Raw genomic sequence first — 15,564 nt, 5'->3', positions numbered from 1 at the left:
GTCATGACCTCGGACACGGCCAGGCTCACCCATCTCGACCAGACCGGCGCCGCCAATATGGTGGATGTCGGCTCAAAGGACGAGACGGAGCGCCAGGCCCTTGCCGAAGGCAGCGTGACCATGAAGCCGGAAACGCTGGCGCTCATATTGGCGGGCGACGCAGCCAAGGGCGATGTGATCGGAACCGCGCGTCTTGCGGGCATCATGGCCGCGAAAAAGACCGCCGACCTCATTCCGCTTTGCCACCCGCTGATGCTGACCAAGGTCGCGGTGGATATTGCACCGGACCATGCGCTGCCGGGCTTGCGCGTTCGCGCACTTGCAAAGCTCAAGGGCCGCACCGGCGTGGAAATGGAAGCTCTGACCGCTGTATCCGTGACGTGCCTGACGATCTATGACATGGCCAAGGCTGTCGATCGCCATATGGAAATCGGCAATATCCGCGTTGTGGAAAAGTCTGGTGGCAAGTCCGGCGACTGGAAGGCGTGAAACGTTCCGACAAGTTTGAGTTCGAGAGGAAATACGATGTCCCTTCTCCCGGTCGAAGATGCTCTGGCGCGTATACTCTCCTCCGCAGAACCGCATGGCCTCGAAACCGTTGCGTTGAACGAAGCGGGCGGGCGCGTTGTTGCCCGCGCCGTTGAGGCGCATTTCCTGCAACCGCCTTTCGACTGCACGGCCATGGACGGCTACGCTTTGATTGCGCCAGCAGATACCACCTATCCGCTTCAACTGAAGGTTATCGGCGAATCCGCTGCTGGCAAGCGCTTCGACGGTTCACTCCTCCCCGGACAGGCTGTGCGTATTTTCACTGGCGCACCGATGCCGGAAGCTGCCGATACGATTGTCATCCAGGAACATACCGAGCGATCCGGCGATCAGCTAACCATACTCGAAGGCATAGCCACGGGGCGTCATATCCGCCGGGCTGGTCTCGATTTTGCGCCGGGCAAGACTGTTCTGTCCGTTGGCCGCGAACTGGACGCACCCGCTTTGTCACTGGCTGCGGCCAGCGGCAATCCAACGCTTGATGTGTTTCGCAAACCTCGCATTTCTATTTTGGCCACCGGCGACGAACTTGTGCCGCCGGGAGCCGACCCCGGCCCGGACCAGATTGTCGCGTCAAACAGCGTCGGCATTGCCGAAATCGTGCGCCGCGCCGGTGGCAAGCCTGAAGATATGGGAATCATTCCGGACGATCCGGCTCAGATCGAAGCGGCTATCGCCTCCGCTCTCGACAGCGGCATCGACGTACTGGTGACCATCGGCGGCGCCTCGGTCGGTGACCGCGATTACGTCCATGGCGCATTACGCAATTGCGGTGTCGAACTGGACTTCTGGAAAATCGCCATGCGCCCCGGAAAGCCGCTGATGTACGGACGCAAGACCGTCAATGGCAAAACCGTTCACATAATCGGCCTGCCAGGCAATCCGGTTTCAAGTCTTGTTTGCAGTCTGGTTTTTCTCCGTCCGCTTATCGCGAAACTTGCAGGCACCGATTTGACGGCGGATATCCGCCCGGCGAAACTCGGTCAGGCGATGCCCGCCAATGACCATCGCCGCGATTTTGTGCGCGCAACGGTCGAATCACAAAGCGATGGAACACTGCTGGCGACACCGTTTCCAGTACAGGACTCGTCCATGCTGACAGCACTCGTCGGCTCCAACGCACTCCTTATTCGTGATGAAAATGCCCCGGCGGCTGATGCGGGCACACCGTGTCACGTTCTGATGTTGCGCTAATCGGCGAGAAAAGCCACGCTTTCACAACCTCGAATGAACACGAAGTAACAAACGTAATTGTTTGAAAACAAACCGCTTCATCAAACACCGAGCCCCGCCTCACACCCTTCCGTGAACAGAACCGCAACAAGGCGCGCACCCGTTAATCATTTTAAAACCATTGCAGAACAAGACTGGAACATATAGTGTTCGTTCTGGTTTTGTTTTTCTCGATTCTTATCTGGCCGGAGGGTGTCGCGCATGTTGACCCGTAAGCAGCACGAGCTTCTGCTGTTCATTCATGACCGTCTGAAAGAAACGGGCATTCCGCCATCTTTTGACGAAATGAAGGAGGCGCTCGATCTTGCTTCCAAGTCGGGTATCCATCGGCTGATCACCGCTCTGGAAGAACGCGGTTTTATTCGCAGACTGCCGAACCGAGCGCGTGCCCTTGAGGTGCTGCGGCTACCGGATTCGATTGCACCGGGGCTGAACGCGCAGAAGAAATTCGCACCAAGCGTCATTGAAGGCAGTCTGGGCAAGGCGCCGCCTGCGCCCGCGCAGCCATTGCGCCCCGCCCCTGTGGCGATCAATGACGATGTTTCCACGACGGTGTCGGTGCCTGTCATGGGGCGCATCGCTGCCGGTGTGCCGATCTCCGCCATTCAGAACCAGACACATTCGCTCAGCCTTCCGCCGGAAATGATCGGTGCAGGCGAACATTATGCGCTCGAGGTCAAAGGTGACTCGATGATCGATGCCGGAATTTTCGACGGTGACACGGTGATCATCAAGCGCGGTGACATGGCCAATCCGGGCGAGATTGTCGTCGCTCTGGTCGATGATGAAGAAGCGACCTTGAAGCGCTTCCGCCGTAAGGGTGCGTCGATTGCGCTTGAAGCGGCAAACCCCGCTTACGAAACGCGCATCTTCGGTCCCGACCGCGTGCGCGTACAGGGCAAGCTGGTCGGTCTGATCCGCCGGTATTGATCAGAGGTTGTCCGTTTTGGGCGATTTGGGTCGCAATGGTAGCTTTACCGGACTGCCGGAATAACTGATCTCATAGCCGCCATGCGGTCATTCACATTTGCCCGGCTCCTGATTGTCATCAGCCGGGCAATTTGACACCAACACTGGCGCAGTCTTTTTCTTTTTATATTCCCAATCTGGCAGTCCCCGCGCTGCGCGGGAATAGAGCCGAAATAGATGCCACGGACGCCGTGGCTCATCGATGGCGAAGGCCAGCGTGTCGTCGTAACGCGGATCAGCAAATCTGGGCTGTTGCGGTGGAGCGCCGCTTTCGTCGGGCGAGGTGCTTGAAAGCTTCACGGTGGTGCGAACATTGGCGGCGTCTTTCTTGTCACCCAATTTGATTTCAACGGTTCCGCGCAAGGCCAGATCACGCCGGTTGAGAACGAGCTTATTCGTGCGCGTGCATCCTGGCATTTCGCCAGCTACAGCCAGAATAATCACATCGCCAATGTCACAGGCGATATCCTGAACTGTCGGATCAGCCGTATAGACAAGCACGCGCCCGTCGTGCAGCGTGATCGTGCACAATCCATCCTCGCAGATAAAGCCGTCCGTCGGGTTTCCTCTGAGCCGGTCCTTTGCGTGTTGCGGTATCAGAAAGTGCGGTGCGAGATAGGCGGTTTGCCAATTATCGACCGTAAACTTGGAGGGCCTGTCGCGGTTCACGGCAAAACGCCCATCGGACAGTCGAACCCCAACCAGCTTAGCGTCTTCCGAGATCACGACATCTGGAAACGGCTCGCGTACAAAGGCGATAAATCCCAATAAAGCAAATGGTAAAGCGAGAATCTTAAATCTGGTTGTGAACAGGACCGCAATCACAAGCGCTATGGTCCAGAAAGCAAGACCTGTGAGCGGCATCGCGCCCGGATTGCCTTCCGGGGACCAGGACGCCACGAAACTTGCAATCTCGCGCACCATCCACACACCGGAACCAGCAATGGACAATGGTATCCAGTCGAGACCGAGCGGCATCAACACCAAACCGAAAACAGCAAAGGGCATGACCAGAACGGCAATCACCGGATCAGCCAGCACATTGCCTATCAGCCCCAACGGTGCGGTATTGTTGAAGTGGTAGGCAGCAAAAATACCGCTTGCAAGCCCAGCCAATAACGACGTTCCTGCAGCGGCAAAGACAAATTTCAACGCCTTGGCTGCCAATCCGCCAGCGGGTGCCGCAATACGCCCTTCCATATCTTGCAGCTTCTTGGCCTTGCGCGCACTCCACCAGGCATAACCGGCGATCAGGGCAGCTGTCGCCGAATAGGACATTTGAAAACTAGGCCCCAATATTTCATGCGGTGAAATCGCGATGGTCACCATTCCGGCGATTGCCAGATTGCGCATGCTGATCGCAGCCCGGTCGAACAATAACGCGCTGAGCATCACGGCGATCATCACATAGCTGCGCTGTGCGGCCACATCCGCTCCAGACATGGCGAGATAGAACGTACAGCTCAGCAGGGACAGGAATGCCGCGTATTTTTTGACCGGATGGCGCACACTGAACGCGGGAAAGAGCGCAAAACCAGACCGGAGGACAAACATGACGACCCCCGCCGCCAGTGCCATGTGCAGCCCCGATATGGAAAGAATATGCGCGAGACCCGCCTTGCGCAGATTTTCGTTGGTTTCCTCACTGATGCCGCCGCGCGTTCCAGCGATCAATGCGGCTGTGACATTGCCGTCCTCGCCGCCAATCACCTCCTCCACCCGCTCCGAAACGCGCACGCGCAGCAAGGCGACCCACTCACTGATCGCAGCGATCAGGCTTGTTTGCGGCGGGACATGCGCCGTCTTTGGGTTCCCCAGAAAGAAGCCGTTTGCACCAATACCGTTGAAATAGGCGTGAAAAGAAAAATCATAATTGCCGGGGCGGACCGGGCCTGACGGCACCCGCAGCCGCGCAAAACCGGTCAAGCCGCCGCCAATCGTTGTTTCAGCAGGTATATCGCGCGCATTGATACGGATACGTTCCGGTGCAAAGCGCAGTTTCGGGCGTTCTGTTGCCAGCAAATCAAGGGTAATACGCCAGCTGCCATTATCCTGCGCTTCCAGCGCAACGACACGGCCTGTTATGCGTGTTGAAACATCGGAACCGAGCATCGGCGTCGCCCTGCGTTCGGTTTCCCATTTTCCGCTGACAAGACCCAGCTGGAAAGCCAGCGCCAGCGTCAGTATCTGCGCAACAAGGAAATGCTTCCGCGCGAGGAGCCGGATGACAGCCAGTCCGGTGAGAAGCGCCAGCACCGGCGTCCAATCCGGTTCAAATGACACGGTGAAATAGGCAATCGCGCCAAGGCCGCTGAAAATCGGAATCAGCAGAAAGAAAATCCCGCGCGCCGCTTCCAGACTGACAGCTTCCGCAAAGGCGGCGGGAGCCCTGCGCGCAAGGCTTTTGACGGCGCTGCGGCCATCATCCGGCGTCGGGATTTGCGACGGATCGCGGTCGCGGCGTTCGGCAGGCGCAATTGCAGGGTCAGGCCACGGCTCGGGAAGATATGAGCGCGTCAAGCCGTCAGGCAGGCTTTTGACAAGCGCCCGCTCATTTGCTTCCGCCATATCACCTATGCGCGTCATGCCCCCGCCTGACTGCAAAAAAAGGTCTTTTTGTCGAAATACCCCAAAAGAACAATGTCGCAAGGAGCCGAAACAAACGCGAAGCCCTTGCGCACAATGCTGCCTATGCTACATGAACGCCAGTCGAAATCGAGAGGGTTTCGTTATAGAAATCCTCGCCCTCGCTCTTTGGCGGCGAGCATCAGAATTCAGTTTGCGCCCCTGCCCCGGCAATTGCCGCTGTCTTGACGGGCGCACGATAAAGTGGAGCTACCATGTCGAAACCGGTCGTCACCCGTTTTGCCCCTTCGCCCACGGGTTATCTTCATATCGGCGGTGCCCGCACGGCCCTGTTCAACTGGCTCTATGCCAAGCATACCGGCGGCAAGATGCTGCTGCGTATCGAAGACACCGACCGTGAACGTTCCACCGATGCCGCCACCGCCGCCATTCTCGACGGCCTGACCTGGCTCGGCCTCGACTGGGAAGGTGACGCGATCTCGCAGTTCGAGCGCGCGCCGCGCCACCGCGAAGTCGCCGAGGAACTGGTTGCTCTCGGCAAAGCCTATTACTGCTATACCACGCCGGAAGAGCTGGAAGAAATGCGCGAAAAAGCGCGCGCCGAAGGCCGCCCGCCGCGTTATGATGGCCGCTGGCGCGACCGCGACCCGTCCGAAGCGCCTGCAGGTGTAAAGCCGGTCATTCGCATTAAGGCGCCGCAGGAAGGCGAAACGCTCGTGCGCGACGCCGTGCAGGGCGATATTCGCTTCCCCAACAAGGATCTCGATGATTTCATCATTCTGCGTTCCGATGGCACACCGACCTATATGCACGCGGTTGTCGTTGACGACCACGACATGGGCGTCACCCATATCATTCGCGGCGACGATCATTTGACCAACGCAGCCCGCCAGACTGTCATCTATGACGCCATGGGCTGGGACGTGCCGCAAATGTCGCATATTCCGCTGATCCACGGTGCGGACGGTGCAAAGCTTTCCAAGCGTCATGGCGCTCTTGGCGTCGATGCTTATCGCGCCATGGGCTATCTGCCCGCAGCATTGCGCAATTATCTCGTCCGTCTCGGCTGGAGCCACGGCGATGACGAAATCATGTCGACCGAACAGATGATCGAATGGTTCGACGTGAAGGACATCAACAAGGGCGCTGCCCGTTTCGACTTCCAGAAGCTCGAAGCGATCAACGGTCTTTATATGCGCGGCAGCGACGACAAGGCGCTGTTTGATGCCCTTGTTGCCGTTCTGCCGGAAATCGAAGGTGGTAAAGAGCTGGCCGCAGCGCTCGATGACAAGCGCAGCGCGCAGCTGCTCACGGCCATGTCCGGCCTGAAGGACCGCGCCAAGACGCTCGTTGAACTTGCCGACGGTGCAAAATTCATTTTCGCAGCGCGCCCGCTCGATCTCGATGAAAAGGCCGCCTCACTTCTCAATGAAGAAGGTCGCGCCGTTCTGAAATCGGTGCTGCCGGATCTGGAAGCTGCCGGCGAGTGGACCATTGAATCACTGGACGCTGTGGTTCGCGCCCATGCAGAAAAAACCGGACTGAAACTCGGCAAGATTGCGCAACCGTTGCGTGCCGCCCTTACCGGGCGCGCTACTTCACCGGGTGTGTTCGATGTGCTTTTCGTGCTGGGTCGCGACGAGTCCTTGGGCCGTATTCGCGATCAAATCGGTTAAGGTGCTATCATTCACGCTGACGTGACGAACGGCATATAAATAGTTCAAATTTCGCATTGCATCGCGGACGGTTTGGGATAGTTTGGCGGTCAAAATCGTAGCCGTAATGCGTTAAAAATCGGGCATCCCGCAGTCTTTCGGGGCCCGCCAAGAGATACGAGACAAGTTATAGCAGCGAATGCAATACTGCCGCCTGCGGCGGCAAAGTGGACATGAAAGGAAACATGATGTCAGCTAAGACAGCCAGCTTTACTCTCGACGGCAATACGTTCGATCTGCCTGTGCGACAAGGCACTGTCGGGCCGGACGTCGTCGACATCGGTCCACTTTACAAGAATTCGCATGCCTTTACCTACGATCCGGGTTTCACCTCGACCGCTTCCTGCGAATCCAAGATCACCTATATCGATGGCGACGAAGGCACCCTGCTCTATCGCGGCTATCCGATCGACCAGCTCGCCGAACATGGCGACTTCCTCGAAACCTGCTACCTGCTGCTTTACGGTGAACTGCCGACGGCAACCCAGAAGGCCGATTTCGACTATCGCGTGACCCGTCACACGATGATCCATGAACAGATGACGCGCTTCTTCACCGGCTTCCGCCGCGATGCGCATCCGATGGCCGTGATGGTCGGTTGTGTGGGCGCCATGTCCGCCTTCTACCACGACTCGACCGACATCACCGATCCGCATCAGCGCATGGTCGCTTCCATCCGCCTGATCGCTAAGGTGCCGACGCTCGCTGCAATGGCCTATAAGTACCATATCGGCCAGCCGTTCATGTATCCGAAGAACGACCTCGATTTCGCTTCGAACTTCCTGCACATGTGCTTTGGCGTTCCTTGCGAGGATTACAAGGTCAATCCGGTTCTGGCCCGCGCCATGGACCGCATCTTCATCCTGCATGCCGATCACGAACAGAATGCTTCGACCTCGACCGTGCGCCTTGCCGGTTCGTCGGGCGCCAACCCGTTCGCCTGCATCGCAGCTGGCGTTGCATGCCTCTGGGGCCCTGCCCATGGCGGCGCAAACGAAGCAGCGCTCAACATGCTGGCCGAAATCGGCTCGGTTGACCGCATTCCGGAATTCGTCGCCCGCGCCAAGGACAAGAACGATCCGTTCCGTCTGATGGGCTTCGGTCACCGCGTCTACAAGAACTACGATCCGCGTGCGAAGATCATGCAGAAGACCTGCCATGAAGTTCTGGGCGAACTGGGCATCAAGGACGATCCGTTGCTCGACGTTGCAATGGAACTGGAAAAGATCGCTCTGACGGATGAATACTTCATCGAGAAGAAGCTCTATCCGAATATCGACTTCTACTCCGGCATCACGCTGAAGGCTCTCGGCTTCCCGACCGAAATGTTCACGGTTCTCTTTGCACTCGCCCGCACCGTGGGCTGGGTCGCTCAGTGGAAGGAAATGATCGAAGACCCGCAGCAGAAGATCGGCCGCCCGCGTCAGCTCTACACGGGCGCAACGGAACGCGACTACGTGCCGGTTGCAAAGCGCAAATAAGCGCGGCAAACGCTGAAAACAAAACCCCGGCTGCCAATGGCAACCGGGGTTTCTTTTTGATCCAAATTTGAGTTGTTCAGCCCTTGCGGCCTTTTTCGATCGCGTCCAGCAGAACCCGCGCGCCGATTTCCCCAGAAGGCCGCTCCGTCGCCATGACCGAAGCGACCGCGTCGAAGCCATCCAGTTGCGCCTGACGCGCTGAACCGGGCCGCATGAGGCGCTCCAGATTGCGCGCCAGCATGCCCGGACGCACAAATTCATTGAAAAACTCCGGCACCACCGGTTCATCCGCAATGATATTGGGCAATGCCGCGCTCCAGATTGTGATCTTCGGCATCAGGAATTTGCGCGCAAACCAGTCTGCCTTGTAGGAAAGCACGCTCGGAATGCGCGACAGCGCCAGTTCCAGCGATACGGTGCCTGACGCGGCAAGTGCTGCATCGGCCCGCGCAAAGGCCTTCCACTTCTCCTCGTCACCCACGACGATCAGCGGCTTCACCGCCCAGTCCCGCGACAGATCGCGCACCATCGCTTCGATGCGCGGCAAAGTGGGCAGAATGACTTCGAGTTTCTCCACGCGCTGCGACAGCTCTTCGACCGCTCTGCCGAAAGGCTCCATCAACATCTGGATTTCTGTGCGGCGAGAACCGGGCAGAAGCAACAGCGTATGTTTTCCGGCTTCCGATCGTTGCGGCTCCAGCGCAAGCTGCGCCGCGCGCGTCTCAATGATCGGCGCATAACTCGACAGGCGATGCCCGACATAGGTTGCCTGCGGTCCATTCAGCCGCTCCATCACATCGACCTCGAACGGCAAAACCGTCAGCACATGATCGATGTAGGCGCGCATCGCACGTGCGCGCTGCGGACGCCACGCCCAGACACTGGGCGCGATATACTTGACGATTGGAATGGAGGGATCGGCGGCTCTGATCTTTTTTGCGACGCGATGCGTAAAATCCGGACTATCGATCAGCAGAACACAATCCGGCTTTTCCGCCACGATCTGCCGTGCAGTCTGCCGAATGCGCAACACCAGTCCCGGCAAGTTTTTGATGATGGCACCAAGCCCCATCAAAGCGATTTCATGCGGGTCGAAAAAGGTTTTCAGACCCCGCGCGGCCAGATGATCGCCACCGACACCGACCAGATCCACTAGCCTGTCGGTCTGAAGACGCAAGGCGTCAATTAGGTCAGCACCAAGAAGATCGCCGGATTCTTCACCGGCCACGATTGCTATTTTCAATGGCCGGCTGGTGTTGCTCACCCTTAACTGTCCTTCTCGTGTCGACTGATCGTCTCTATGAAGAGGCCGCCTTCATTGGCCGCCGCAATGGTGTCGCCGAAGCCTAGAATAAATGTACGCCGGGCCTCAACTGCAATCCCGGCGAGACCGGCGCGTTTAGCATTAAGCACAGTGGAAATACCAATGGCAGGCAAATCCGCGCGTTCATCCTGACGGGGTTTGGCCATTTTCACAAGCACTCCTCCGCGCTTGGGAATACGCCCGGCTTCACGCAGTTCACGGACGCGCTCAATCATTAGATCGGTGCCCTCCGCGCCTTCCAGCGCCACTACCCGTCCACCGACAGCGACAGCGCCCTGCCCGACATCGAGATCGCCGAGCCGCAAAGCCGATTCCATAGCCAGCTTAATATTTCCCGCTTCACGCGCATCCGGCGCAACCTTGGTAAGAATGCGAGCGGGCGACGGAGACAGAAGATCGGGCACGACTTCATGGGCACCAACCACCTTGAAGCCGAATGATTCCAGCAGGCCGATAAAGGCCCGCAGCAAAGCGTCGTCGCCTTGCCCAAGCGCGCGAAACACATGCGGCACAGCCCGCAACGTCGGCCAGTCGAGCTTGAGGTCACTGAGATGCGGCCTGCTGCGCACGCCTCCTGCCAGGACAACTCGCGAAACGCCAGCCGCTTTCATGGAGCGAACAAGCTTTGCAAATTCGACAACCGATACTTCCTGATGCTCATAATTATAGAGCACCCGGTCGGCTTCTTCACGCAAGGGAACGAGAAAGGGCGGTGTGCCAGCGTTTTGAAGCGCCTCAGCCACGGCAATGGGCAACAGGCCGTTGCCCGCAATAATACCGACACGCCCGCCATCGACGGACGGACGTGCCAAGTTTTCAGCTTTCGTCGCTGTCATGCCCGAGTCCACCATGAGCCGCATCGAGCGGTGGCGTGGTATAGGCGCGTTTCGTATCGGCACTGATAAAGGCAATCATATCGGCGACCGCCTGAGAATCCGGGAAAGCTGCGAGTACGTCGATGGTACGGTCGCGCACCGGCTTGGTACGGTCGAACAGCATACGCACGGCATGGCGCAGATTGTGAATTTCCTTGCGCTCCATGCCGGAACGCTTCATGCCGACGATGTTGAGCCCGCCCAGATGCGCGTGATTGCCGATGGCCATGCCGTAAGGGATGACATCGCCTACCACGGCAGCCATGCCGCCGATGAACGCGTGGTGGCCCACGCGCACGAACTGGTGCACAGCCGCACCGCCGCCCAAAATGGCGTGGTGTTCGATGGTCGTGTGACCGCCGATCATCACATTGTTCGAGAAAGTAACATGATCGCTGATATCGCAATCATGCGCAACATGGGCATAAGCGAGGAAAGAGCAGTCGTCGCCGACCGAAGTATAGCCGCGCGCACTGTCGGAGCCGCGGTGCATGGTGACGCCTTCGCGGATCATGCAATTCGCGCCGATCTTCAGCGTGGTTGGGCCGCCTTTATGCTTGTTGTTCTGCGGATCGCAGCCGAGAACGGCATGCGGATAGACCTTCGCGCCCGCGCCAAGCGTGGTCGCGTCTGTGATCACCACATGGCTCATCAGGACGGAATTATCGCCGATGACAGCGCCCGATTGAATATGACAGAAGGGGCCTACAGACACACCCTGGCCCAGTTCCACACCCGGCTCGACAAGAGCGGTGGGGTGAATGATTGTTTCTTTCATTGTAATGCTCACTGGCTTTCTTCACCGGCGTTGATCATCGCCGCGACTTCCGCTTCAGCAACTTTCACACCATCAACCTCAGCCACGCACTCATATTTGGAAATATTGGCGCGCTGTTTGGTTTTCTTGACATGCAGAAGCAGGCGATCGCCCGGAACAACCGGACGGCGGAACTTCGCATTGTCGATCGTCATAAAATAGACCACGCCCGGGCGACCGGTCTTGCGCTGCAGCAGCGAGATGGCACCAGCGGTCTGCGCCATGGCTTCGATAATCAGAACACCCGGCATGATCGGCTTTTCCGGGAAATGCCCGGTAAAATGCGGCTCATTGATCGTGACATTCTTTATGCCGGTTGCCGAACGATCGCCATCAATATCCACGATCCGGTCAATCAGCAGAAAGGGATATCGGTGCGGCAGCACTGCCAGAAGATCCTGAATATCCGCCGCTTCGAGTTTCGTCTGTTCCGTATCACTCATCTGAGGATTGCTCCTTTCTTGATTGCCCGATGCTGCGAATGTTCGCGATATCGCGGAACCATTGCTTGATAGGACGTGCGGGAAGACCTCCCCAACGTTCTCCATCGGGTATATCGTTCATAACACCGCTCGCAGCGGCAATCTGCACGCCCGAGCCGATAATCAGGTGATCCGCAAGACCGACGCGACCGCCAAGCATGGTCCCGTCGCCGATCACGCAACTTCCGGAAATACCGCAATGCGCGGCAATGAGACAAAAACGACCGATGCGCACATTATGCGCAATCTGGACGAGATTATCGATTTTGGAGCCCTCACCGATCACCGTGTCGCTCAGCGACCCGCGATCAACCGTCGTATTAGCCCCGATCTCAACATTGTCCTGAATAACGACCCGCCCGATCTGCGGAACTTTATCAAGTCCTGCAGCGCCGGGGACATAGCCGAAACCGTCCTGACCGATACGCACGCCGGGATGCAACAAAACACGATTGCCGATAAATGCGCACTGGATCGTCACACCAGGCCCGACATAGCTGTCGCGTCCAATCTGGCAATTCTCGCCGATCACCGCCGTTGCAGCAATCAACGTGCCCGAACCGATGGTGACGCCCTTGCCGATCACCGCGCCCGCTTCAACGGTCGCGCCATCTTCGACATGCGCTGAAGGGTGAATGAAGGCCTGCGGGGAAATGCCGGTTTCGCCAAGCCAGCTTTCCAGCTTGGCCGAGGTCGGAAACAGCATGCGCCCAACGGCGGAAAAATCGCGATGCGGATTGCGGGTAATCAGGGCTGCCATATGCGAAGGAACACTTGGAGCGATGTCCTCCTTGCAAAAAACGCCAGCGGCCTTGATACCGGCCAGCGCTTCGGCGTTCTTCTTACCTTCCACGAAGATAAGCGAACCCTCTCCGGCATCCTTCATGGAAGCCAGACGCTCAACAGAACGCGGTGCAAGCTTCGGGTCACGAAGTCTTGCACCGGTGAAATCAGCAACATCGCCAATCGTGAGTTCACGAGAAGGCGAGAAAAAGACGGGATCTGCCATCAGTACACTTTCTCTCCCGGGGCGTAGCCGCCCCGGGGAAAGGCAAATCGGTTAGAACTTGGTCGAAACACCGAAGTTGAAGTTCTGAACCTTATCAGTATCAGCCTTCGCGACCGGGAATGCGTAGTCGAAGCGCAACGGACCGAACGGCGAAGCCCACATCAGGCTGAGACCCACCGAAGCGCGAAGCTTCTTGTCGTCGCCGAGAACCGGCTGATTACCCAACACGTCGTCACCGCCATAGAGCATGGCCGCATCAGCGAAGAATGCCCCACGGATACCGAGGCTTTCCGGTACGACAGGCATCGGGAACTGCACTTCAGCCGTACCGTTGATGTAGGTCGTGCCGCCCATCCAGTAACGCTGGCCGCTGGCAGAATCCTGGTAACGACCGATGCCGTTGAACTTGAAGCCGCGAATGATATCCGAATTGTTCTTGAACAAGTCGAAGATACGAACGCCGTCGTCGCCGAATTCGTGGATGTAACCACCACCGACACCCAGCATACCGACAATGTCGGCTTCCTGCGCCAGCGTCTTATAGTAGTTACCCTTGAAAGTCGTCTTCAGGAACTTCGCATCGCCACCAAGACCTGCAAATTCCTGCGTGAACTTGCCAAAGAGGCCTTCATGCGGATTCTTCATGTCATCGATGGTGTTATACGTCAGCGAATAGCTGACCGACGAGCGAAGCCATGGGCTGTTTTCTGCAGCTTCCTGCAGAGCAGGCGCATAGTAATCAGCAATATTGTCGCGGAACAGGTCATACTTTTCCTGAACCAGGTTGTAAGCGAGACCGACCGAGAAGTTTTCCGTGACCGGAAGACCGAAGCGAATCGTACCGCCAGTCTGCTCGACGTCGTAGTCATCGTTCACGCGATAGCTGCGACGGAACACGTCGAAGCCAGCCGAAATGCGATAGCCAAGGAAATACGGTTCCGTGAAGGACAGGCCGTAATTGCGCATATCGTCCTGACCGGCACCGGCGCTAAGACGGATATACTGGCCGCGACCGAGGAAGTTACGCTCAGTGATTGCACCTTCGACAGACGCACCCGGCGTTTCGCCGCCGGTGGTGTAACCGCCACCGATGGAGAATTCACCCGTCGACTTTTCGACAACATCCACAACCAGAATCACCTGGTCCGGCTCGGAGCCCGGAGCGGTCGAGATGTTGACGGTCTGGAAGAAGTCCAGAGCCTCAAGGCGACGCTTGGCGCGCTGCACCATGACCTGATTGAAGGCATCGCCTTCGTTCATGTCGAACTCACGACGAATCACGTAATCGCGCGTCTTGTCGTTACCGCGGATTTCGATGCGCTGAATGTAAGCGCGTGGACCCTGATCAACGCTATAGACAACCGAGATCGTGCGATTCTCGAAGTTGCGATCACCGCGTGGCTCAACCTTGGCGAAGGCATAACCGCTACCGGCAACACTTTCAGTCACAGCCAGAACGGAATCTTCAACCTCCTTGGCGCTATAGGCGCGACCCGAACGGGTCTTCACGAGACCGGACAAAGCATCGGTATTGACGCCATCAACGGTGCTTTCAACGCTCACATCACCGAAGGTGTAACGCTGACCTTCATCGACGGTGATTGTGATCGTGTATTCATTGGTAGCCGGATCGAGAACCGCATTCGACGAAACAACGCGGAAATCGGCATAACCACGATTGTAATAGAAGCGACGCAGCGTTTCTTCATCAGCCTGCAAACGGCCTTCGTCATAAACGTCATTACGGGTCAGCCACGACAGCGGGTTCGAACGCTTGGTGGAGATGACGTCGCGCAGACGGCGACCGCTATAGGCCTGATTGCCGACAAATTCGATATTCTCGATCTTGGTGCGCGAACCTTCGTTGACTTCGTAGACAACGTTGACGCGACCCTGACCGAGATCGACGGTGCGCGCATTAACGGTCGCATCGCTGCGCCCGATATGTGCATAGGCAGCCTTGATCGCTTCCTTGTCCGATTCCATCGTCGCCGCATCGTAAGGCGAACGCGGCTTCAGCTGCACGGCGCGCGTCAGGTCAGGATCCTTGATCTTCTTATTGCCCTGGAACAGGACGTTGTTGACCACGGAACGCTCACTGACGGTCACGACAAGCGTGCTGCCAGACTGGTTGATGCGAACATCGGAAAACAGGCCCATACCGAAAAGACGCTTCACAGCGGCATCGATATCGGCGCTGGTGAAGGCTTTACCCGGACGAATGTCGATGTTGTCGCGAATGGTCTGAGCATCAACGCGCGTATTACCGCGAACATCGATACGGCTCACAACGGCAGCTTCCGCGACATTCACGGATGCGAGCGAGAGCGCAGCAGTACCCGAAGCCACTAGAGCCACCGACATGGCGAGCGCGGACGCGGCGCCAAAGAATTTAGAACTTGCCGTCATAGGCTTTCCGAACCTTCGTTTCTGTCCCCGGGACGATTAACCCAGAAAAATGCGTACAGATACAACCGTATTAGCCGGTTTTTCCATACAAGCAAGCGTTGCGGTTAAATTCTGT

The 15,564-nt window shown here is 57.6% G+C and carries 12 protein-coding genes; 5 read left to right on the top strand and 7 right to left on the bottom strand.

Annotated features, from left to right (window positions below; all coding sequences use genetic code 11):
• Positions 1-3: 3 nt before the first annotated feature.
• From moaC to lexA, 3 genes are all read left to right on the top strand, one after another.
• Positions 4-489, top strand: coding sequence for a cyclic pyranopterin monophosphate synthase MoaC (moaC, locus tag QLQ11_RS02545; protein ID WP_283735879.1), 486 nt, complete (start codon positions 4-6; stop codon positions 487-489).
• A gap of 36 nt (positions 490-525) precedes the next feature.
• Complete coding sequence (gene glp / locus QLQ11_RS02540) at positions 526-1,743, top strand: gephyrin-like molybdotransferase Glp (RefSeq protein WP_283735880.1); 1,218 nt, start codon at positions 526-528, stop codon at positions 1,741-1,743.
• Positions 1,744-1,983: 240 nt separating this feature from the next.
• Positions 1,984-2,712: a transcriptional repressor LexA gene (gene lexA, locus QLQ11_RS02535; RefSeq protein WP_283735881.1), complete on the top strand. Its 729-nt coding sequence runs from the start codon at positions 1,984-1,986 to the stop codon at positions 2,710-2,712.
• An 87-nt stretch (positions 2,713-2,799) separates the two neighbouring features.
• Here the strand turns inward: lexA and QLQ11_RS02530 are convergent, their stop codons facing one another.
• Positions 2,800-5,337, bottom strand: coding sequence for a ComEC/Rec2 family competence protein (locus QLQ11_RS02530; protein WP_283735882.1), 2,538 nt, complete (start codon positions 5,335-5,337; stop codon positions 2,800-2,802).
• Positions 5,338-5,591: 254 nt separating this feature from the next.
• On the opposite strand from QLQ11_RS02530, the gene gltX reads away from it, so the two are divergent.
• Complete coding sequence (gltX, locus tag QLQ11_RS02525) at positions 5,592-7,013, top strand: glutamate--tRNA ligase (protein WP_140025042.1); 1,422 nt, start codon at positions 5,592-5,594, stop codon at positions 7,011-7,013.
• A gap of 227 nt (positions 7,014-7,240) precedes the next feature.
• Complete coding sequence (gltA, locus tag QLQ11_RS02520; RefSeq protein WP_078340455.1) at positions 7,241-8,533, top strand: citrate synthase; 1,293 nt, start codon at positions 7,241-7,243, stop codon at positions 8,531-8,533.
• Between the two features lie 76 nt (positions 8,534-8,609).
• Here gltA and lpxB read toward each other — a convergent pair whose 3' ends face one another.
• From lpxB to bamA, 6 genes are read right to left on the bottom strand one after another with little or no spacing between them, the layout of a single operon-like run.
• On the bottom strand, positions 8,610-9,797 hold the full coding sequence (gene lpxB, locus QLQ11_RS02515; protein WP_109369163.1) for a lipid-A-disaccharide synthase: 1,188 nt from the start codon (positions 9,795-9,797) through the stop codon (positions 8,610-8,612).
• A gap of 2 nt (positions 9,798-9,799) precedes the next feature.
• Positions 9,800-10,693 (bottom strand): LpxI family protein, encoded by an 894-nt coding sequence (locus QLQ11_RS02510; RefSeq protein WP_283735883.1) that lies wholly within the window; start codon positions 10,691-10,693, stop codon positions 9,800-9,802.
• Positions 10,674-11,510: an acyl-ACP--UDP-N-acetylglucosamine O-acyltransferase gene (lpxA, locus tag QLQ11_RS02505; RefSeq protein WP_283735884.1), complete on the bottom strand. Its 837-nt coding sequence runs from the start codon at positions 11,508-11,510 to the stop codon at positions 10,674-10,676. Before lpxA ends, QLQ11_RS02510 begins: the two co-directional genes overlap by 20 nt.
• Before the next feature lie 8 nt (positions 11,511-11,518).
• The gene (fabZ, locus tag QLQ11_RS02500) at positions 11,519-11,992 is read right to left on the bottom strand and encodes a 3-hydroxyacyl-ACP dehydratase FabZ (RefSeq protein WP_109369165.1); all 474 of its coding nucleotides are present in this window, start codon (positions 11,990-11,992) and stop codon (positions 11,519-11,521) included.
• Positions 11,985-13,040, bottom strand: coding sequence for a UDP-3-O-(3-hydroxymyristoyl)glucosamine N-acyltransferase (lpxD, locus tag QLQ11_RS02495; RefSeq protein ID WP_140025045.1), 1,056 nt, complete (start codon positions 13,038-13,040; stop codon positions 11,985-11,987). The genes fabZ and lpxD overlap by 8 nt, the downstream gene beginning before the upstream one ends.
• A gap of 51 nt (positions 13,041-13,091) precedes the next feature.
• Complete coding sequence (gene bamA, locus QLQ11_RS02490; protein ID WP_283735885.1) at positions 13,092-15,449, bottom strand: outer membrane protein assembly factor BamA; 2,358 nt, start codon at positions 15,447-15,449, stop codon at positions 13,092-13,094.
• Between the last annotated feature and the right edge of the window lie 115 nt (positions 15,450-15,564).

The organism is Ochrobactrum sp. SSR, from assembly GCF_030067775.1.
In the GTDB taxonomy this organism is placed as follows: Bacteria; Pseudomonadota; Alphaproteobacteria; order Rhizobiales; family Rhizobiaceae; genus Brucella; species Brucella teleogrylli.
The sequence above is the reverse complement of the archived record's forward strand: the minus strand, read 5'-3'. Positions and strand labels throughout refer to the sequence as shown.